We start from the raw sequence: 18,931 nt of genomic DNA, 5'->3' as shown, positions 1-18,931 counted from the left end.
GAAGCCCCCTTACTCGATGACAACGAGCGGCTCGCCATATTCGACCGGCTGGGCATCTTCCACGAGAATGCGGGTGACGGTGCCCGAACGGTGCGCCGGGATCTGGTTCATGGTCTTCATCGCCTCGATGATCAGAACGGTCTGACCCTCGGAGACCTTGGTGCCCACATCGACAAAGGCCGGCTTGCCCGGCTCGGGCGAGCGATAGGCGGTGCCCACCATGGGGGACGTCAGCGTGCCCGGATTGGACGCCAGGTCCTCGGCCTTGGCTGGTGCGGCAGCGGGGACCGACCCAGAAGGGGCGCTCGGGGCGGCAGCGGGGGCGGGCGCAGCGGGCGCCGCCATGTAGTGCATGGGGGCCGGCGCATAGGCCGGCGCCTCGGCGGGGTAGGAGCGCGTGACGCGGACCCGCAAATCTTCCTGCTCGATCTCGATCTCGGCAAGGTTTTCCTTGTTGAGCAGTTCGGCAATGGCGCGGATCAGGTCCTGATCCACTGATGACTTGGTCATTCTGTCGGTCTCCCGGCTTCTCGCGTCGAAGCGTTATTTGAGTTTTTCGGCCAAGGCCATGAGGGCCAGTTTATATCCAAGCGAGCCAAAGCCGCAAATGACACCGAAAGCGACCGAGGACACATAGGAATGGTGTCGGAACGCTTCGCGCTGATGGATATTGGTGAGGTGGACTTCGGCAACCGGCAGGCTCACGGCCCTCAGGGCATCGTGAATGGCAACCGAAGTATGGGAATAGGCGGCCGGGTTGATGAGGATGCCGTCCGCAGTCTTGCGGGCATCCTGAATCCAGGTCACCAGTTCGCCTTCGTGGTTGGACTGGCGGAAATCGAGGCTCAGGTCCAACTCGGCCGCAGCCGCCTTGCACAGGGCCTCGATGTCCTTGAGCGTTTCGGCGCCATAGGTGCCCGGCTCGCGGGTGCCGAGCAGGTTAAGGTTCGGGCCGTTTAAGACGAGAACGCGTTTGGTCATGATCCAAGCCTTGTGCACCGGCCTTTTTGGCCGGCGCAAGGGCGGTTACACGAAATGCACCGAAAAGGCTAGATCGGCCACCGCTGTCCTGGCGCGTCAGCCGGTCAGCTGCACTGCGTCCGGCCGCAGGCGCGCATGTCGGCAATGCGGGCACGCAGTTCGTCCGCACCTATGGCACCGGGAATGATCTCGTTACCGATGATATAGGTGGGGGTGCCGGTGATGCCGAGCGCCTGGGCGATTTCGTAGGAGCCCTGAATGGTCTTGGCAACGCTTGGATCGCCCATCTTCAGTTCCAGCTCGACCGGCGAGAGGCCCAGGTCCTGTGCCGCGGCCAGGGCCACGGACTTGTCGACCTTGCCGCGACTGGTGAACAGCGCGGAGTGGAAATCCCAATAGCTCGCATCGCTCTGACCGACCAGCACGGCGACACGTGCCGCATCGATGGATTCGTTGGAGAGAATGGGGAATTCCTTGAGGATGACCTTGAGGTTCGGGTCTTCCTCCAGCAGGGCGGCAAGATCGGGCAGGGCAGCGCGGCAATAGCCGCAATTGTAGTCGAAGAATTCGACCAGGGTGACGTCGCCCTCCGGATTGCCGAGCACGATCTGGTCGGGGGCGTTGAAAATCTTGTTGTGGAACTCCGCCAGCGCCGTTTCGGACCGTTCGGCCTCCTCAGCCCGCAGCGTGTCCTCGAGGGCCGTTGAGACGCGTTGCAGCACCTTGGGGTCGCTGAGCAGGAATTGCTCGATCATCGGGTTGAGCACGGCCGGGTCGATGCTGGCCACCTCCGGCTCGGCGGGTGCAGTCGCAGCAGCCAGGGCAGATTGTTCCTCCAGCACCTGCTCGACAATGGCGCGGACGGCCACGGCGTCGGTTTCGGGGGCGGGTTGATTGAGGAGGGAATATCCCAGGGCACCAGCGAGAATTCCGGCAATGGCGGCCAGTGCGATGGACAGGTTCTTCATAGGTGGCTCCAGGCGAGTCTTGCGGTCTTCTGTAGCAGACCGTGGGCAGAGTAGCACCCGTATCAGGTGGCTCGGTTCAAGGGCGCTTCAATTGTTGTTGAGAAGCCGGACGCTTCGGGCTACCCCGAATGCAAGGATACGGAGCGCCCATGTTGACCCCTTCGCCCGACGGCCTGATGCCGTTCTTTGCCATGGACATTCTCAAGCGCGCCAAGGCGCTTGAAGCGCAGGGCCGGAGCGTGTGCCACCTGGAAGTCGGGGAACCGGGCGCGCCGCCGGCGCCGCGGGTCATTGAAGCGGTGGCGCGCGCCCTGCCGGAGCCGCAGGGCTATACCAATGCCAAGGGCCTGACGGGCCTCAGGGAGGGCCTGGCCACCTATTATGAACGGCAGCATGGAGCCAGTGTCGACTCGGAGCTGATCCTGGCCACGATGGGTTCGTCGGCCGGGTTCATCCTGGCCTTTCATACCGCGTTCAGGCCGGGCGCGCGCATTGCCATTACAAGGCCCGGCTATCCGGCCTATGTGAATACGCTGCTGGGCCTGGGGTTCGGGGTGGCGGAAATTCCGGTGAGCGCGGCCAATGGCTGGCGGTTGACCGGAGAGCAGATCGCGGCCGCCTATGCGCAGCAGCCGTTCGAGGGGCTATTGTTCGCCAGTCCGGCCAATCCGACGGGCGCGGCGGTCGACCGGGCGCAACTGGCCGATATCATCGGCACCTGCGCGCGGTTGGGGGTGACGTTCATCTCGGACGAAATCTATCATGGGCTGGACTATGCGGGCCCCTCGGTCAGCGCGCTGGAACTGACCCGCGATGCCATCGTCATCAACAGCTTCTCGAAATATTACTGCATGACCGGCTGGCGCATCGGCTGGATGGTGCTGCCCGAAGCCCTGATCCGGCGAGCCGAAATCCTGCAGCAGAACCTGTTCATTTCGGCGCCGACGCTGAGCCAGATCGGCGCGACGGTGGCGCTTGAAGAGCGGGACTATGCCGAAGAACAGAAGGCCGCCTATGCCCAGAACCGGCTGTTGCTGGGGCAGGGGCTGCGAGAGCTGGGATTCGACATGCCCGGCGATGGCGATGGCGCCTTCTATGCCTATGCGGGGATCAGCCGGTTTTCCAATGATGCGATGGACTTCTGCCTGAACATGCTGGACCGGGCGGGCGTGGCCGCGACGCCGGGGATCGACTTCGACCGGACCAATGGCAATGGCTTCGTGCGCTTCGGCTATGCCGGGACGCAGAGCAGCATCGAGATGGCGCTCGAACGGATGCGGAAATTCCTGGCGGCGGGCGGGTGATGGGCGCCATACCGACCCTCTACACCGACCGGCTGGTGCTGCGGGCGCCGGCAATGGCCGACTATCCCGCCTATGCGGCATTCATGGCCTCGGACCGGTCCCGGATGATGGGTGGCCCCCACAAAGGTTGGGCGGCCTGGGGCATGTTTTCCAGCGACGTGGCGATGTGGGAGCTCTATGGCCACGGCGCGCTGATGATCGACCTCAAGGAGAGCGGGCATGCGTCGGCCAGGTCGGGATCAATCACGGGCCGATGTTTCCCGAAAAGGAACTCGGCTGGATGCTCTATGAGGGCTTTGAGGGCAGGGGTTATGCCACCGAAGCCGGCGCGGCGCTGCGCGACTGGGCCTTTGGGAGCCTGGGTTTGGAGACGCTGGTCAGCTATTTCGACCCTGATAATCACAAGTCGATGGCCGTCTCGTCGCGGCTAGGCGGCGTGCGCGACGACACGGCAGCGGTCCAGGATGAGGGCGACGTGGTGTTCCGGTATTTCCCGGACCGGTGAAGCGGCACCCACGACGTCCGCAGCATCGACCAACGAAAAGGGCGGCCCGGAGGCCGCCCTTGATGCTTCTAGAGCAATTCCCGTTCTGATTGAATCAGAACGGGAGCTCTATCTGTTTGTTTTGTCACGCTTTCGAACCGCAAAAGTGGTGTCCACTTTTGCTGAAAGCGCTCTAGCCGAGGCCGAGGCGGCGCTGCCACCAGCCGACCTTCTTCTTCTTGTCCGGCTCGCCTTCGGGCTGTTCGGCCTCCTCGGCAGCAGGCGCGGAGGCGCTGGAGGTCACCACCACGCCTTCGGGCGGTAGTTCCTTCTTGACGCGGCGCGAGCGGGCCGGCTTCTCCTCGGCAGCGGGCTCAGCGGCAGGTTCTTCCGCCTTGGCGGCCTTGGTTGCCCTCGTAGCCCTGGTCTTGGCCGGCGCGGCCTCGGAGACCGCTGCCTCTGGCGCAGATTCTGCGGCCTCGGCCTTGGGCTTGCGCGCACGCGGCTTGCGCTTCGGTTTTTCCTCGGCAGCCGGTTCAGCGGGCGTTTCGTCGGTGGTGATCGCTTCAACCGGCGCGGATTCGGCAGGCGCCGATTCCTCGGTTTCGGTAACCTTCTTGCGACGGGTGCGCTTGGGCTTTTCAGCCGGCTTTTCCTCGGCTGCAGACGCTTCTGCCGTTTCCGGCCCGGCGTTCATTTCGACATGCTCGATCACGGCGTCTTCCGGCGCCGAGACCGCGGCCTCCGCGGCTTCGGACCCGGTCTCGCCATTCTGATCGCGGCGATTGCGGCGGCCACCGCGGCGACCACGACGACGGCGGCGGCGGTTTTCGCCATCGCCATCACCCTCGACGGCCTGGCGGGCCGCAGCATCCTCGCTGCCATCCTCGTCTTCGCCTTCGGCGTCGGAATCCGCTTCGGCATCGGCACCAGTTTCGGACGCCTGCTGCGCGGGCTGATCGCCATTGCGACCACCGCGACGACGACGACGACGGCGGCGGCGGCCACTGCCTTCCCCTTCGCCCTGGTCGGCGGAACGGGCTTCGGTCTCCTCGGCCTCTTCGACCTCGGCTTCGACCTCGTCCTCGTCAGCATCCTCGATCACGGCACTGTCGACCCGCACATGGGCGGCGGCACGCTGATCGGCATAGGCCGAGACCCGGGCCTCGCCCTTTTCGATGGCGAACTGGTGACCGGTCATCTTGCCATCGGCAGTGATGGTGATGGAGAGGTTGTTGCGCATCTCAAGCTGCGACAGGGTCTCGCGCTTGTAGTTGAGGATGTAGAGCGCCACTTCCACGGGCACCCGGACATTGATGGACTGGCCCTGCTTGCGCAGGACGTGATCCTCGATGTGGCGCATGATCATCAGCGCCAGGCTTTCGGTGGACCGCACGAGACCGGTGCCATCGCAGATCGGGCACTTGTGGGTGGAGCTTTCCACCACGCCGAAGCGGATGCGCTGGCGGCTCATTTCCATGAGGCCGAAATGGGATATCCGGCCAACCTGGATGCGGGCGCGATCGTCCTTGAGGCAATCCTTGAGCTTGCGCTCGACGGCTCGGTTCGACCGGTTCTCCATCATGTCGATGAAGTCGATGACGATGAGGCCGGCCAGATCGCGCAGGCGGAGCTGGCGGGCCACTTCCTCGGCCGCTTCCAGATTGGTCTGGAGGGCGGTGTCTTCGATATTGTGCTCCTTGGTGGAGCGGCCCGAGTTCACGTCGATGGAAACGAGCGCCTCGGTCGGGTTGATGACGATATAGCCGCCCGAGGGCAGGGTGACTGTGGGCGAGAACATCTGGTCGAGCTGGTTCTCGACGCCGAACTTGGAGAAAAGGGGCTGCTCTTCGCCGTAAGGCTTCACGTTCTTGGCGTGGGACGGCATGATCATCTTCATGAAGTCCTTGGCCTCGCGATAGGCGTTGTCGCCCGCCACGAGAACTTCATCGATGTCCTTGTTGTAAAGGTCGCGGATGGTGCGCTTGATGAGCGAACCTTCCTCATAGACGAGGCACGGCGCCGAGCTCTCCAGCGTCAGCGTGCGCACGCTTTCCCACAGGCGCATCAGATATTCGAAGTCGCGCTTGACCTCGGCCTTGGTGCGCGAGGCACCGGCCGTGCGCAGGATGACGCCCATGCCCTGCGGCACTTCCAGGTCGGCGGTGATTTCCTTCAAACGCTTGCGGTCGGCCGCATTGGTGATCTTGCGCGAAATGCCACCGCCACGGGCGGTATTGGGCATCAGCACGGAATAGCGTCCGGCCAGCGAAAGATAGGTGGTGAGCGCGGCGCCCTTATTGCCGCGTTCTTCCTTGACGACCTGCACCAGCATGACCTGGCGGCGCTTAATCACTTCCTGGATCTTGTACTGGTGGCGGCGCTGCTGGCTGGACCGGCGGCGCTCGGGCACTTCCTCGAGCGCATCGGCACCACCGATGGATTCCACCGGCTCGCTATTGGCGGGGGCTTGCTCGATATGGCCGGCGTCGCCCGGTTCCTGCGGGTCGGCTTCCGCGTCAGGCTCGCTCACGCCCTCGGGCAGCGAAACCGTGTCGTCGGTGTCGTCGTGGTGCTCGTCCTCGTGCTCCTCGTCGCGCAAGAGGGCTTCGCGATCGGCCACGGGGATCTGGTAGTAATCGGGATGGATTTCCGAAAAGGCGAGGAAGCCGTGGCGGTTGCCGCCATATTCGACAAAGGCCGCCTGCAGGCTCGGCTCAACCCGCGTGACTTTCGCGAGGTAGATATTGCCCCGCAACTGGCGGCGGGTCGCCGATTCGAAGTCGAATTCCTCGAGCCGGTTACCGGCGGTAACGACAATCCGTGTTTCTTCCGGGTGGATGGCATCCACCAGCATTCTCTTGGTCGCCATAATGAGCTCCGCGCGCCCGCGCGCCGACAAGAGGGCGCCGGATAGCCGGCATCCTGGTCGTGGCGCATTGCGGGGCGAATAGGTTTGATGTTGGGAGGCGCGAACCTCTCACGTTCAGCGCCATGGTCTGTGCGGTCACGGCCGGCTTTGAGGGCGAAGCAAAGCGGCAATCGGATATTTCGATCGCGTCGCGCTTTGTTCGCCAGCGGGCCATATGACCTCTTCCTATTGGGTGTCAGGCGCTGGGCCTGGCACCGTCCGGCCCGGTTGGGCCGAAATTCGTCAATGCAGGGCGTTGAAACCGCAACGTCCGCTCCGGGCCATAGGGGGCATAGTCGATACCCCGAAAACGGCCGCGAAACACACGCACCTGCATTACAAGCGTGTAGGAAAGTTGCGCCGGAATGGCAACAGGAAAGTCAAATCCGGTGCCGCACGCCGGTTTTACCGCCTCGTTCCTTGGCCCTGAACGCAAATCATCGCATAAGGCCACATCTGCCGAAGAATCGCCGTATCGCGGCGCCATCTAGCGGCTCGAATTCGTGGGAGCCGGTCGACGTCTTGACCAGACAGTTTGTGATACGCCTTTTGCTGGGCCTGGTGACGCTGCTGGCCAGCCTGCAGGCCGTTGCGGCGCAGGATGCGGCTGTGCTGCCGCCCTTGCCCAATGTCATCGATGCCCGGATTACCGCCACGCCTGAACGGGCGCGGCTGGTGGTCGACCTGGCGGCGCGCACCGAATTCTCCTTTGTGTCCCTCGACGATCCGCAACGGCTTGCCATCGATGTTCGCGCCGGCACGTTTTCGGTACCTGAGCCGGACGGCGTGCCGAGCGAGGAAGGCCTGGTGTCGGCCTATGCCATCGAGCAGGCCGCCGCGGACCGGGTGCGCACCACGCTGACCCTGGCCGGCCCCGCACAGGTGCAGCAGGCCTATGTGCTGGACGCTTTCGAAGACCAGCCGGCGCGGTTGGTGGTCGACATCATCCCGGCGACGGCGGAGGAATTCGCGGCCAATGTCGAGCGCGACAAGGCGGCGTCCGAGACGGTGGTGCCAGCGGAGTCGACCCCCGCAGGCGGATCGGAACTGCCCATTGCCAGCCGACCGCTGGTGGTGATCGACCCCGGCCATGGCGGCATCGACAGTGGCGCCGAGGCGGTTGGCGGGATCAAGGAGAAGGATATCGTGCTGGCGTTCTCACTGCGCCTGCAGGAATTGCTGGTCGAATCGGGGCGGTTCGACGTGGCGCTGACCCGTGAAGACGATTCCTATCTGCGACTGGAAGAGCGGGTGGAGTTGGCCCGCTCGAACAAGGCGGACCTGTTCATTTCGCTGCACGCAGACAGTTTCCAGCAGCCCGAAATCCGGGGCGCCTCGGTCTATACCCGCGACGAGAACGCCACCGACGTATTGGACAAGGTGCTGGCAGACAACGAAAACGCTACCGATGTCATTGCCGGCTTCGCCATGCCGCAAACCATGGCGCCGGAAGTCGTGGATATATTGCTCGACCTGATGCGGCGCGAAATGCGGGTGCAGTCCTATATGGCTGCACAGTCAATCGTGCATCAGCTTGAACCGAGCGTGGCGCTGCGGCGTTTCCCCGTGCGGCAGGCGGATTTCTTCGTGCTGCAGGCGCCGGATGTGCCGTCGGTGCTGATCGAACTGGGGTTCCTTTCCAATGCCAGCGACATGGCCAACCTGATGCAGTCGGACTGGCAGGACCGGACGGCCGAAGCCATAGCACGCGGGATTTCCACCTATTTTGACAGTCTTGAGGAAGAGCAATGATGGATAGGGCGCCGATCACAATCGCGGACCGGTTCTGTTATGATCTGCTCGTGACTGCGCTCCAGGCACGGAGACCCTGACCGCATGTTCCGTCTGCTTGGCTGGTTGTTCGGATTTGGCATGTTCCTCGCGTTGGGGGGCGTGGCGGCCGCGGCCATCTATGTGGCAACGGTAACCGCGCAACTACCCGACTATACCGTCCTCAAGGACTACCAGCCGCCTGTGACGACGCGCGTGCACGCGGCCGACGGCACGCTGCTGGCCGAATATGCGCGGGAGCGGCGGCTGTTCCAGCCGATCGAGACGGTACCGCCCCTGGTTATCCAGGCGTTCCTCTCGGCCGAAGACAAGGATTTCTACAGCCATAGCGGGATTGCCGTGGACGGCGTCATCCGGGCCGTGCGCGACAATCTGGTGGCGCGACTGGACGGCAATAATTCCATCCAGGGCGGTGGCTCCTCGATCACCCAGCAGGTGGCCAAGAACTTCCTGCTCACCTCGGAGCAGACCTGGGACCGCAAGATCCAGGAGGCCGTGCTGGCGCTCCGGATCGAGTCCACCTTCTCAAAGAACAAGATTCTCGAGCTCTATCTCAACGAGATCTTCCTTGGCCTCAATTCCTATGGCGTTGCCGCGGCGGCGCTGAACTATTTCGACAAGGCGCTCTACCAGCTGACCCTGCCCGAGGCCGCCTATATCGCGGCACTGCCCAAGGGCCCCAACAATTACCATCCCTTCCGGCGCACAGAAGCGGCCATCGAGCGCCGGAACTGGGTGATCGACCGCATGGTCGAGAATGGCTACGTGACCTATGAGGACGCTGAGGCCGCCAAGAAGGAGCCGCTCAACGTCATTCCGCGTGCCGCCGGCAGCCAGCTCTACTCGGCCGAATATTTCACCGAGGAGGTGCGCCGCGAACTGGCCAAGCTCTATGGCGAAGACCAGCTCTATGGCGGCGGGCTTTCGGTGCGCACGACGCTCGAGCCGCGCCTGCAGGAATATGCCCGGCGTGCGCTCATGGATGGATTGATCGACTATGACCATCGACGCGGCTTCCGCGGGCCGGTGGCGAGTGTCGAGCTCGGCGAGGACTGGGGCGCAGCAGTCTCGGAGATCGTGCCGCTGAGCGATGTGCCCGAATGGCAATTGGCCGTCGTCCTCGAAGTTGGGGGCAACCAGGCGCGCATCGGCCTCCGCCCGGAGGACGATGTCGATGGGCGCATTGCCGAAGAGCGTGTGGAGGGCACACTGTCGGGTCCCGAGATCAAGTGGGTGTCAAAGCCCGTGCAGGACCTGCTCAAGGTGGGTGACGTGGTCTATGTGTCCCCGGTGGCCGGCAAGCAGGGCGTCTATACGCTCGAGCAGGTGCCCGAGATCGAAGGGGCGCTGGTGGCCATGGACCCGCGCACCGGGCGCGTGCTGGCCATGGTCGGGGGCTTTTCCTTTGCCGAAAGCGAGTTCAACCGGGCGACGCAGGCGCTGCGCCAGCCGGGCTCGGCCTTCAAGCCGATCGTCTATGCCGCGGCGCTCGACAATGGCTATACGCCGGCCTCGGTGGTGCTGGATGCACCGGTCGAAGTGCGCATGGCCGACGGCTCGGTGTGGCGGCCGGAAAACTATGCCCAGGAATTCTACGGTCCCCAGACCCTGCGGCGCGGCATCGAGCGCAGCCGAAACGTGATGACGGTGCGGCTGGCCCGCGATATCGGCATGCCGCTGATTGCCGATTATGCGCAATTGTTCGGCATATACGACAATATGCAGCCGGTGCTGGCCATGGCGCTGGGCGCCGGCGAGACCACTGCGATGCGGATGACGGCCGCCTATGCCACGATCGCCAATGGCGGCCGCAAGATCGTGCCGACGCTGATCGATCGCATCCAGGACCGCTATGGCTCCACGGTGTTCCGGCACGACCAGCGCGTCTGTGACGGGTGCGAGGCGGAGGACTGGCACGGGCAGGGGGAGCCGCGCATCATCGACAACCGGCCGCAGGTTCTCGACCCGATGACGGCCTATCAGATCACCTCGATGATGGAAGGCGTGGTGCAGCGCGGCACGGCCACCGCGGCCCGGGCGCTCAACCGGCCGGTGGCAGGCAAGACCGGCACGACCAATGACTACAAGGATGCCTGGTTCGTGGGCTTTACCCCAGAACTGGCGGTGGGCATCTATGTCGGCTACGACCAGCCGCGGTCCATGGGCTCGTCTTCGACGGGCGGTGGCATGGCGGTGCCGATCTTCACCAGCTTCATGGCCAAGGCCCTGCAGGGCAAGCCGGCGACGCCGTTCAACGTCCCGGCGGGGATGACCACGGCCTGGATCAATCCCTCGACCGGCGTCAAGGCCTTCGAGGGTGAAGAAGCAATCGCCGAGGCCTTCAAGCCCGGCACCGGCCCGAACCTGATGACTTCGGTAATCGGGCTCGATGTGCAGGCGTTCGACGCCATTCAGCGCGAGCAGATGATGCAGCAGAACTATGGCAGCGGCTTTACCGGGTTCAACTCCAGACCCTCGACGCGCCCCAGCGGCAACGGCACCTTCCTCGATCCGAGCCTTGGGTCATTCGAAAGCCTGACGGACTGAAACGTCGCGTTGTGGAGACTGTCGGGAGTTGTTGCACTGGCGCGGCTTCTCGGCTAGGAACCCAGCCCGTGCCCCTCTGGCGGAATGGTAGACGCAGAGGACTCAAAATCCTCCGCCGCGAGGCGTGCCGGTTCGAGTCCGGCGGGGGGCACCACTTTCCGCAAGATTTGCCGATGCGACCCTATGCGCCCAACCACAGGCGCATGAGGTAGACAGTCAGCACGCCGCCGGCCATGGCCGCGAATAGGTTGCGCGAGAACACGAAGATCGTGCCGGTCGCGAGGGCGGCGACGACTTCGGCCACACTTCCAGTCACCAGGGCCGGTGCAACCAGCGCGGCCAGGACCGCGCCGGGAATGTGGCGCAGCCAGGCGGCAGCAAAGCCCTCGCGCGGCAGGCGATCTGCCAGCAGCAGGCCGCTGGCCTTGATGGCAATGGTGACCAGCGCCATCCCGAGGATGGCGAGAACGGCCTCAGGCGAGGTGAACATGCCGGCGCACCTCCATAAGGGCACCCGCAAGACTGCCCGCCACTCCGCCCACCAGGATGTGCCAGCTACCCTCGACATATTGGGCCGTGAAAATGGCGGCCAGAGCCGCGACCAGCCAGGGAACGATGTCCCCGCGGCCCTTCCACATGCCCAGCATCAGGGCAAGGAAGGTGGCGGTAAAGGCGAAATCGAGACCCCAGCGCGCCGGATCATCGATGGCGGAACCGAGGCCGTAGCCGATGAGGTTGGTGCTCATCCAGGAGAGCCAGGCCAGGACGCCACCGCCCATGAGAAAGGCGACGCTGCCGCCGCCCCGGGCCATGGCGGCCACCGTCATGGCCCAGTTCTCGTCGGTCACCAGATACATGCCGAGCGCGCCGCGTCCGAGCTTTCCAGCCGGGTAGAGCGGGCGCAGCGTGGCAGTGAGCAGCAGATAACGCAGATTGACGATCAGGGCCGCGAGCACCAGCGGGCCGATGGGCAGGGTAGAGGGCGTCGCCGTCCAGAGGTCGAGCGCTACGAACTGGGCCGAGCCGGCAAAGACCAGGCCGCTCATCATCATGACTTCAATGAGGCTGAGGCCGGCACTGCGCGCCAGCATGCCCCAGACCATGCCGTAGGCGGCCACCGAAATGGCAACGGGCACGCAGGCGCGCGCGCCGGCGAAGAACTGGTCGGTTGCGGAATCGGAGAGGGCGGAGACCTGCGACATGGTTCGTCTCTAGCACGACTGGCGGCGCGAGCGTGATGACAAGAGTTGATGGCCGGCATCGACGCGATTAATGGCCCAAGGCGCACGATTGACCGTATCGGGGGAGAGGCGTAGAGAGGCCGCCGTCACTGCCCAGCCTCGGTCTTCTTCCTGCCAGCACTGGTTTTTTCGGCGCCGCTCTGGCTGAATTCCGCCAGCGCCGGCTGCAACCGGGGCAAAGCGGTGACGTCAGCACCGAACATTCCGGAGCCCGTCGATGCAGTTCCAGTCCACCCGCCCCCTCTGGCAGCGGTTCGCCCTGTTCCTGGTGCCGTTGATGGCCTCCAATATCCTGCAGGCGCTGTCGGGCACGGTCAACTCGATCTATGTGGGGCAGATGATCGGGGTCGAGGCGCTGGCGGCGACGGCGACCTTCTTCCCGATCATGTTCTTCCTGATGAGCTTCCTGATCGGGCTTTCCGCCGGGTCGACGGTGCTGATTGGCCAGGCCTGGGGCGCCCGCAATGTCGAGAAGGTCAAGCAGGTGGCGGGGACGACCCTTGCGGCCGCGATTGTGCTCGGGCTCGTGGTGGCGATCGTGGGCGGCATCTGGACCGAGCAGATCATGACCGTGCTCGGCGCGCCGGAGAACATCCGGCAGCTCGCGGTCGGCTATGCGCGAATCGTGCTGATCGGCATGCCGGGTTTCTTCCTCTTTCTTGTCGTGACCTCGGTGTTGCGCGGCGTCGGCGATACGATCACGCCGCTGTTTTCCCTCATGCTGTCGCTGGCGGTAGGGCTGGTGGTAACCCCGGCCCTGATCCAGGGCTGGATCGGATTGCCGCAACTGGGCGTCAACGCCGCGGCCGTCGCCATGATCGCCGGTTTCACCACGGTGCTGGTGTTCCTGTTCGTCTATATGCGGGTGCGCAACATGCCGCTGGCGCCCGATCATGTCCTGCTGCGCGCCATGCTGCGTCCGGACATCAAGCTGCTGGGCCTGATCCTGAAGCTGGGCATTCCCGCCGGGCTGCAGATGGTGATCTCGTCAATCGCCGGCATCGTGGTGGTCGGCCTCGTCAACCGTTTCGGTTCGGATGCGACGGCGGCCTATGGCGCGCTGGGGCAGGTGATGAGCTACGTGCAGTTCCCGGCCATGTCGATCGGGATCGCGGCCTCGATCTTTGCTGCCCAGGCCATTGGCGCGCGGCAGGTGGACCAGATCGGGGCGATCACGCGCACTGCGCTGACGCTGAACCTGATCATTACCGGTGGCCTCATCATCCTGGCCTATCTTTTCAGCCAGCACGTTGTGGCGCTGTTCATCACCGATCCGGCAGTGGTCGACCTCACCGAGACGCTGCTGCATGTGATGCTGTGGAGCATTCTGTGCTTCGGCTGGAGCGTGGTGTTTTCCGGGATCATGCGGGCGAGCGGCACGGTTTATGCGCCCATGGCGCTGTCGCTGGCGTGCATTCTGTGCATCGAACTGCCCGGCGCCATCTGGCTGAGCCAGACCAGCCTGGGGCTGGTCGGCATATGGGTCGCCTATGCGGCGAGCTTCACCATGATGCTGGTGCTGCAGTCGGGCTGGTACATGCTGGTATGGCGGCGCAAGGAGATCGTGGCGCTCGTCTAGAGCGCCACTGTCAGTCCTGACCGAGGTTGAGGCGCAGGGCGCGCTTGCCACCGGGAGCGAAGACGTCGATCTCGACGCTGACCGGATCGAGTGCCATGCGGCGGGTGCGGGCCGACAGGGCCATGACCACGCCGAGCAAATCGCCCACCGAGCGCTTCTGGCGCGGCAGCATGCGCTCGGTCATGCCTGAGAGCGCCTTGTTGCGGACCTTCATGTCCGGCGCGGCGAGCGGCGAACGGCCCACGAAATTGGCCAGTTCGATGAGAGCGTTACGATCACTCATTGGGCTACTCCATACACAAGCACCAATTGCGTCCCCATGGCGGCCATTCTGGCCGCCTTGTCGTCAGGAACCCGATCCGTCCGGCAGAGCCGGTACTGAATTCATCGGATCGTGTCCTTGCGGCCGGCGGTTGGTCCGCCGTGCCGGCATTTCGTCAACCCTGCAGCGCCAGGCAGGCTAGGTTCTGGTCCTTCAGGCGGTTGCACATATTGGTCGCAGCATCGCGGTCGCCGAAGCCGACGAAGCGGGCGCGATAGAAAATCTGGCCGTTCTTTTCGAACCGCTCGACATAGGAGCGGAAGTCACCCAGCGAGCCGACCTTGCCGGCCGCATCTGAGAGCATGGCGCGTGCGCTGTCCTCGGAGGGGCCGGCGCCGATCTGCACGATCCAGCCGCTGATCGGGGCCGCATCGGCGACTGCACCGGAGTGCATCAGGTCGACCGGCTGGCCGGCGCCGCCATCGACATTGCCCGGTGGCAGCAGGGGCGTGGAGGGCGCGGTCTGGCCAAGGGCGGCGGGCGGAGCACCCAGATTGTAGGTTTCGCTCAGCCAGGCGCCGATGACGTCCTGGCTGGGATAAAGCGGTTCGGCCTGCGTGGGCGCGGCCAGCACATTGGCAGCCTGCACGGCCGGCGAAAGACCAAGATCGGCCGGCGCGGGGGTGGGCATGGTGACCGGCGCGGCCGAGGCCACGGCGACCTGTGCCTGGGGCTGTGCGCCGTTGCCGGCAACCAGCGCAGCGAGGCGGAAATCCGGCATGGGCGTGGGCATGGCAAAGGTGGGCTTGCGCGGCTGGGCAAGGGCGAACTGGGTATTGCCCTGGCGACCGGGCAGGGGAACCATGGCGGTCTGCAGATAGTCGCCACGACGGCCCTTGTTGAGGTAGCTCGACACCAGCTGGCGCACCTTCTCGTCGCGAGCAGCTGCCGAATTGAAGCCGAAGGCCACGACCACGATGTGCCGATTGTCCTTGCGGGCAGCTGTCAGGAGGTTGGAGCCGGCGGCGTTGATATAGCCGGTCTTGATGCCGTCGACGGCGCCCATATAGCCCAGCACGCGGTTGTGGTTGCCATAGGTCTTGCCGTTGTAGCGGAAGGAGGTGGTCTGGAAATATTCGTAATAGGTGGGGAAGTGCTGGTAGATGGCGATGCCCAGGATGGCCTGGTCGCGCACCGTGGTCACCTGGCCGCCGTCCGGCAGGCCGGAGGCGTTGCGATATGTGGTGTTGCGCATGCCCATGGCGCGGGCCGTTGCCGTCATGCGCTCGGCGAATTTTTCCTCAGAACCGGAAATATGCTCGGCGATGACGCGGGCCATGTCGTTGGCGGAAAGCGTCACCAGCGACTTGATGGCATCTTCCACCGAAATGGTCGAGCCGGCGCGGAGGCCCAGCTTGGTCGGCACGGCGGCCGCCGCATGCCGCGAGACTGTCATTTTGGTGGAGAGGCTGAGATTGCCCGCCTGCAGTTCCTGGAACAGGACGTAGAGCGTCATCACCTTGGTGACCGAGGCAGGGTAGCGCCTGGAATCGGCCTGATCCTCGTAGAGCACCTTGCCGGACTTGGCATCGACGACGATGCCGGCATATTTGCGGAGATTTTCGATGGCCTGAGCCGGCGCCGTAGCCGGAAGGCTGACAGCGAAGACGACAAGAACGGCAGCGAGGGCGCGCAAGAACGCAACGCGCCAGGGGGTCTTTGCCAGGGAGGTCACCCGGTACTCCAACTACTCGATCGGGCATTCTGCCCGTACACAACTCGTTTGACGCAGCCGGCCTTCGCGTGTCCCCAAACCCCGAAAGTCCAGCCTTCCGGGAGGTTAGACCGGCGCCGTTACGATTCCGTAAAATGCAATCGAGTTTGCGAAGGGATGTGTCGGGGGCGCCACAGAAAGACCACGGCGCGCGCCTCAACGGGCTGAATCGGGCCGGAAAGCTGGCCAAACAACCTGCTCACATTTTCGGGATGCGTTTGCCCTTAACACCGGCCTGATTTTGCCTACATAATGGGTCCAACCTTGCTGCTTCGTTTTCCCAGGCGGCCCATAGCCATGACCAAGACTCCCTTTCTGCCCGCTCCGATAAAGCCGTCCGTGATCCTGCCCATGCCGCTGCGCGTAATGGGTGGGCCGAAGGACGACGATGGCGGCCGCCGGGGCGGGAACGATGCCGATTTCGAAACCGGGACGGTGACCAAGACGCGTCCCAAAACCAAGCGGCCGAACCTCTATCGGGTGCTGTTGCTCAACGACGACTACACGCCGATGGAATTCGTCGTTCTGGTGCTCCAGGACGTCTTCAACAAGTCACGCGAAGACGCCATGCGCATCATGCTGCACGTTCACCAGAAGGGGGTGGGTGAGTGCGGCGTATATCCATACGAAGTGGCCGAGACCAAGGTCACCCGCGTGATGGATACGGCACGCAAGAACCAGCATCCGCTGCAATGCGTGATGGAAAAACAGTAGGAACATCATATGCCCTCATTTTCGCGCGGACTCGAAAAGGCCCTGCACCAGGCGATGAACCTGGCCCGTGAGCGCAACCATGAGTTTGCCACGCTCGAGCACCTGCTTCTGGCCTTGACGGACGACCGCGATACCGTGGCCGTGCTGACCGGATGCGATGTCGATATCGACGCGCTCAAGAGCGACCTCGAAGATTTCATCAATGAAGAGCTGGACAGCCTGGTCGTTCAGAACGGTCAGGATGCGCGGCCGACGGCGGCTTTCCAGCGCGTGATTCAGCGCGCCGTGATCCATGTCCAGTCGTCCGGTCGCGAAGAGGTGACCGGTGCCAATGTGCTCGTGGCGATCTTCGCCGAACGCGAGAGCCATGCCGCCTATTTCCTCGAGCAGCAGGACATGAGCCGGCTCGATGCGGTCAATTTCATCTCGCACGGCATTACCAAGTCGGGCCCGAGTGAAGAGCGCAAGGTGCGCGGCGCCGAAGATGGCGAGGGGCCGTCGGAGGGTGGGCAGGAGGCCAAGAAGAGCTCCGCCCTGGCCGATTTCTGCGTCAACCTCAACGAGAAAGCCCGGCAGGGCAAGATTGACCCACTGATCGGCCGCGACAGCGAATTGCGCCGGACCATCCAGGTGCTGTGCCGGCGTTCGAAGAACAACCCGCTTTATGTGGGTGACGCCGGCGTAGGCAAGACGGCGATTGCCGAGGGCCTGGCGCGCAAGATCATCGAAGGCGATGTGCCTGAAGTTCTCAAGGAAGCGGTGATCTATGCGCTCGACATGGGTGCGCTGCTGGCCGGCACGCGCTATCGCGGTGACTTCGAGGAACGCCTCAAGGCCGTGATGAAGGAACTCGAGAAGATGCCCAATGCGGTGCTCTTCATCGACGAGATCCACACCATGATCGGCGCCGGCGCCACCTCTGGTGGTGCGCTCGATGCCTCGAACCTTCTGAAGCCGGCCCTGGCTTCGGGTGCGATCCGCTGCATCGGTTCGACCACCTACAAGGAATACCGGCAGTTCTTCGAGAAGGACCGGGCCTTGGTGCGGCGCTTCCAGAAGATCGACGTCAACGAGCCGACGGTTCCCGATGCGATCGAGATCGTGAAGGGGCTGCGCCCCTATTTCGAGGAGTTCCACAAGATCAAGTACACGGACGAGGCCCTCAAGGCCGCCGTGGAACTGAGCGCGCGCTACATCACCGATCGCAAGCTGCCGGACAAGGCGATCGACGTGATCGACGAGACCGGGGCCAGCCAGAAGCTGCTGCCGGAAGACCAGCGCAAGCAGGTGATCGATGTCGAGGACATCGAGACGACCATTGCCTCGATTGCGCGCATCCCGCCCAAGTCGGTGTCGAAGTCCGATGCCGAACTGCTGAGTGGGCTCGAGCAGAGCCTCAAGACGGTGGTGTTTGGGCAGGATTCGGCCATCACGGCCCTGTCCTCGGCGATCAAGCTGGCCCGCGCGGGCCTGCGCGAGCCGGAAAAGCCGATCGGCTCATACCTGTTCACCGGCCCGACCGGTGTCGGCAAGACCGAGGTGGCCAAGCAGTTGGCCGACACGCTGGGGGTGGAACTCCTGCGCTTCGACATGTCCGAATATATGGAGCGCCATACGATCAGCCGACTGATCGGCGCGCCTCCGGGCTATGTGGGGTTCGACCAAGGCGGTCTGCTCACCGATGGCGTCGACCAGCATCCGCATTGCGTGGTGCTGCTGGACGAGATCGAGAAGGCCCATCCGGACCTTTACAACATCCTGTTGCAGGTGATGGACCACGGCAAGCTGACCGATCACAATGGCAAGGCGGTCGATTTCCGCAATGTCATCCTGATCATGACGTCCAATGTCGGCGCCGCGGAACTGGCCCGCTCGCCCATCGGTTTTGGCCGCAAGCGCGAGCAGGGGGACGACGAGGATGCGATCAACCGCACCTTCAGCCCCGAATTCCGCAATCGCCTGGATGCCATCATCTCCTTTGCGCCGCTGCCGCGCGAAGTGGTGCGCCGGGTGGTCGAGAAATTCGTGCTGCAGCTCGAAGGCCAGCTGGCCGAGCGCGGTGTCACGATCAATCTCACGCCCGAAGCCGCTGACTGGCTGGCCGAGCATGGCTATGACGAGCGCATGGGTGCCCGCCCGCTGGGCCGGGTGATCCAGGAGCATGTCAAGAAGCCGCTGGCCGACCAGGTGCTGTTCGGTGAGCTGGTCAATGGCGGCTCGGTCACAGTGGCCGTGGTGGGCGAGGGGAGCGAGGCCAAGCTCGAACTGGTGGCCGTGCCGCCGCGTCCGGCCAAGCCCAAGGCCCTGCCCAAGCCGAAAAAGCCCAAGGCTACGGCGGACAAGAACTGAGGATCAAATTGATCCAGATGCGGAAG

At 64.1% G+C, this 18,931-nt stretch carries 13 protein-coding genes, 1 tRNA gene and 2 pseudogenes; 8 read left to right on the top strand and 8 right to left on the bottom strand.

Annotation, left to right across the window (positions count from 1 at the left end; all coding sequences use genetic code 11):
* Positions 1 to 9: 9 nt before the first annotated feature.
* The 3 genes from accB to K1X15_RS08755 form a co-directional block, all read right to left on the bottom strand.
* The gene (gene accB / locus K1X15_RS08765) at positions 10 to 510 is read right to left on the bottom strand and encodes an acetyl-CoA carboxylase biotin carboxyl carrier protein (RefSeq protein WP_220307075.1); all 501 of its coding nucleotides are present in this window, start codon (positions 508 to 510) and stop codon (positions 10 to 12) included.
* Between the two features lie 33 nt (positions 511 to 543).
* On the bottom strand, positions 544 to 981 hold the full coding sequence (gene aroQ, locus K1X15_RS08760) for a type II 3-dehydroquinate dehydratase (RefSeq protein ID WP_220307074.1): 438 nt from the start codon (positions 979 to 981) through the stop codon (positions 544 to 546).
* 104 nt (positions 982 to 1,085) lie between these two features.
* Positions 1,086 to 1,949, bottom strand: a complete 864-nt coding sequence (locus K1X15_RS08755) for a DsbA family protein (RefSeq protein ID WP_220307073.1) — start codon at positions 1,947 to 1,949, stop codon at positions 1,086 to 1,088.
* Positions 1,950 to 2,098: 149 nt separating this feature from the next.
* Between K1X15_RS08755 and K1X15_RS08750 the strand changes: the two genes are divergently transcribed.
* Both K1X15_RS08750 and K1X15_RS08745 read left to right on the top strand, forming a co-directional pair.
* Complete coding sequence (locus K1X15_RS08750) at positions 2,099 to 3,253, top strand: pyridoxal phosphate-dependent aminotransferase (RefSeq protein ID WP_240549699.1); 1,155 nt, start codon at positions 2,099 to 2,101, stop codon at positions 3,251 to 3,253.
* A pseudogene (locus tag K1X15_RS08745) lies at positions 3,253 to 3,758 on the top strand (GNAT family N-acetyltransferase). Before K1X15_RS08750 ends, K1X15_RS08745 begins: the two are co-directional and overlap by 1 nt.
* 172 nt (positions 3,759 to 3,930) lie before the next feature.
* On the opposite strand, the gene K1X15_RS08740 reads toward K1X15_RS08745, so the two are convergent.
* Positions 3,931 to 6,609, bottom strand: coding sequence for an Rne/Rng family ribonuclease (locus K1X15_RS08740; protein WP_220307071.1), 2,679 nt, complete (start codon positions 6,607 to 6,609; stop codon positions 3,931 to 3,933).
* Between the two features lie 561 nt (positions 6,610 to 7,170).
* Here K1X15_RS08740 and K1X15_RS08735 point away from each other — a divergent pair.
* From K1X15_RS08735 to K1X15_RS08725, 3 genes and pseudogenes are all read left to right on the top strand, one after another.
* On the top strand, positions 7,171 to 8,400 hold the full coding sequence (locus K1X15_RS08735; RefSeq protein WP_220307070.1) for an N-acetylmuramoyl-L-alanine amidase: 1,230 nt from the start codon (positions 7,171 to 7,173) through the stop codon (positions 8,398 to 8,400).
* Between the two features lie 84 nt (positions 8,401 to 8,484).
* Positions 8,485 to 10,830 (top strand): annotated as a pseudogene (locus K1X15_RS08730) (penicillin-binding protein 1A); the annotation flags it as partial.
* Positions 10,831 to 11,056: 226 nt separating this feature from the next.
* Positions 11,057 to 11,140, top strand: a tRNA-Leu gene (locus K1X15_RS08725).
* A 27-nt stretch (positions 11,141 to 11,167) separates the two neighbouring features.
* Here K1X15_RS08725 and K1X15_RS08720 read toward each other — a convergent pair.
* On the bottom strand, positions 11,168 to 11,476 hold the full coding sequence (locus tag K1X15_RS08720) for an AzlD domain-containing protein (RefSeq protein WP_220307068.1): 309 nt from the start codon (positions 11,474 to 11,476) through the stop codon (positions 11,168 to 11,170).
* On the bottom strand, positions 11,460 to 12,188 hold the full coding sequence (locus K1X15_RS08715; protein WP_220307067.1) for an AzlC family ABC transporter permease: 729 nt from the start codon (positions 12,186 to 12,188) through the stop codon (positions 11,460 to 11,462). Before K1X15_RS08715 ends, K1X15_RS08720 begins: the two co-directional genes overlap by 17 nt.
* Positions 12,189 to 12,444: 256 nt before the next feature.
* Here K1X15_RS08715 and K1X15_RS08710 point away from each other — a divergent pair, with 256 nt between their 5' ends.
* The gene (locus tag K1X15_RS08710) at positions 12,445 to 13,806 is read left to right on the top strand and encodes an MATE family efflux transporter (RefSeq protein ID WP_220307066.1); all 1,362 of its coding nucleotides are present in this window, start codon (positions 12,445 to 12,447) and stop codon (positions 13,804 to 13,806) included.
* A gap of 10 nt (positions 13,807 to 13,816) precedes the next feature.
* Here the strand turns inward: K1X15_RS08710 and K1X15_RS08705 are convergent, their stop codons facing one another.
* Both K1X15_RS08705 and K1X15_RS08700 read right to left on the bottom strand, forming a co-directional pair.
* Positions 13,817 to 14,089, bottom strand: a complete 273-nt coding sequence (locus tag K1X15_RS08705) for a hypothetical protein (protein WP_220307065.1) — start codon at positions 14,087 to 14,089, stop codon at positions 13,817 to 13,819.
* 154 nt (positions 14,090 to 14,243) lie between these two features.
* The gene (locus K1X15_RS08700) at positions 14,244 to 15,803 is read right to left on the bottom strand and encodes a serine hydrolase (RefSeq protein ID WP_220307064.1); all 1,560 of its coding nucleotides are present in this window, start codon (positions 15,801 to 15,803) and stop codon (positions 14,244 to 14,246) included.
* A gap of 405 nt (positions 15,804 to 16,208) precedes the next feature.
* Between K1X15_RS08700 and clpS the strand changes: the two genes are divergently transcribed.
* Both clpS and clpA read left to right on the top strand, forming a co-directional pair.
* The gene (gene clpS, locus K1X15_RS08695; protein ID WP_240549751.1) at positions 16,209 to 16,556 is read left to right on the top strand and encodes an ATP-dependent Clp protease adapter ClpS; all 348 of its coding nucleotides are present in this window, start codon (positions 16,209 to 16,211) and stop codon (positions 16,554 to 16,556) included.
* 9 nt (positions 16,557 to 16,565) lie between these two features.
* Positions 16,566 to 18,905: an ATP-dependent Clp protease ATP-binding subunit ClpA gene (clpA, locus tag K1X15_RS08690; protein WP_220307063.1), complete on the top strand. Its 2,340-nt coding sequence runs from the start codon at positions 16,566 to 16,568 to the stop codon at positions 18,903 to 18,905.
* Positions 18,906 to 18,931: the final 26 nt, after the last annotated feature.

The sequence above is a fragment of the Devosia salina genome (assembly GCF_019504385.1).
In the GTDB taxonomy this organism is placed as follows: domain Bacteria; phylum Pseudomonadota; class Alphaproteobacteria; order Rhizobiales; family Devosiaceae; genus Devosia; species Devosia salina.
The sequence above is the reverse complement of the archived record's forward strand: the minus strand, read 5'-3'. Positions and strand labels throughout refer to the sequence as shown.

Coding starts and splice junctions, on each gene's coding strand:
- accB (WP_220307075.1), bottom strand. CDS start 510: ATGACCAAGTCATCAGTGGATCAGGACCTGATCCGCGCCATTGCCGAA.
- aroQ (WP_220307074.1), bottom strand. CDS start 981: ATGACCAAACGCGTTCTCGTCTTAAACGGCCCGAACCTTAACCTGCTC.
- K1X15_RS08755 (WP_220307073.1), bottom strand. CDS start 1,949: ATGAAGAACCTGTCCATCGCACTGGCCGCCATTGCCGGAATTCTCGCT.
- K1X15_RS08750 (WP_240549699.1), top strand. CDS start 2,099: ATGTTGACCCCTTCGCCCGACGGCCTGATGCCGTTCTTTGCCATGGAC.
- K1X15_RS08740 (WP_220307071.1), bottom strand. CDS start 6,609: ATGGCGACCAAGAGAATGCTGGTGGATGCCATCCACCCGGAAGAAACA.
- K1X15_RS08720 (WP_220307068.1), bottom strand. CDS start 11,476: ATGTTCACCTCGCCTGAGGCCGTTCTCGCCATCCTCGGGATGGCGCTG.
- K1X15_RS08715 (WP_220307067.1), bottom strand. CDS start 12,188: ATGTCGCAGGTCTCCGCCCTCTCCGATTCCGCAACCGACCAGTTCTTC.
- K1X15_RS08710 (WP_220307066.1), top strand. CDS start 12,445: ATGCAGTTCCAGTCCACCCGCCCCCTCTGGCAGCGGTTCGCCCTGTTC.
- K1X15_RS08705 (WP_220307065.1), bottom strand. CDS start 14,089: ATGAGTGATCGTAACGCTCTCATCGAACTGGCCAATTTCGTGGGCCGT.
- clpS (WP_240549751.1), top strand. CDS start 16,209: ATGGGTGGGCCGAAGGACGACGATGGCGGCCGCCGGGGCGGGAACGAT.
- clpA (WP_220307063.1), top strand. CDS start 16,566: ATGCCCTCATTTTCGCGCGGACTCGAAAAGGCCCTGCACCAGGCGATG.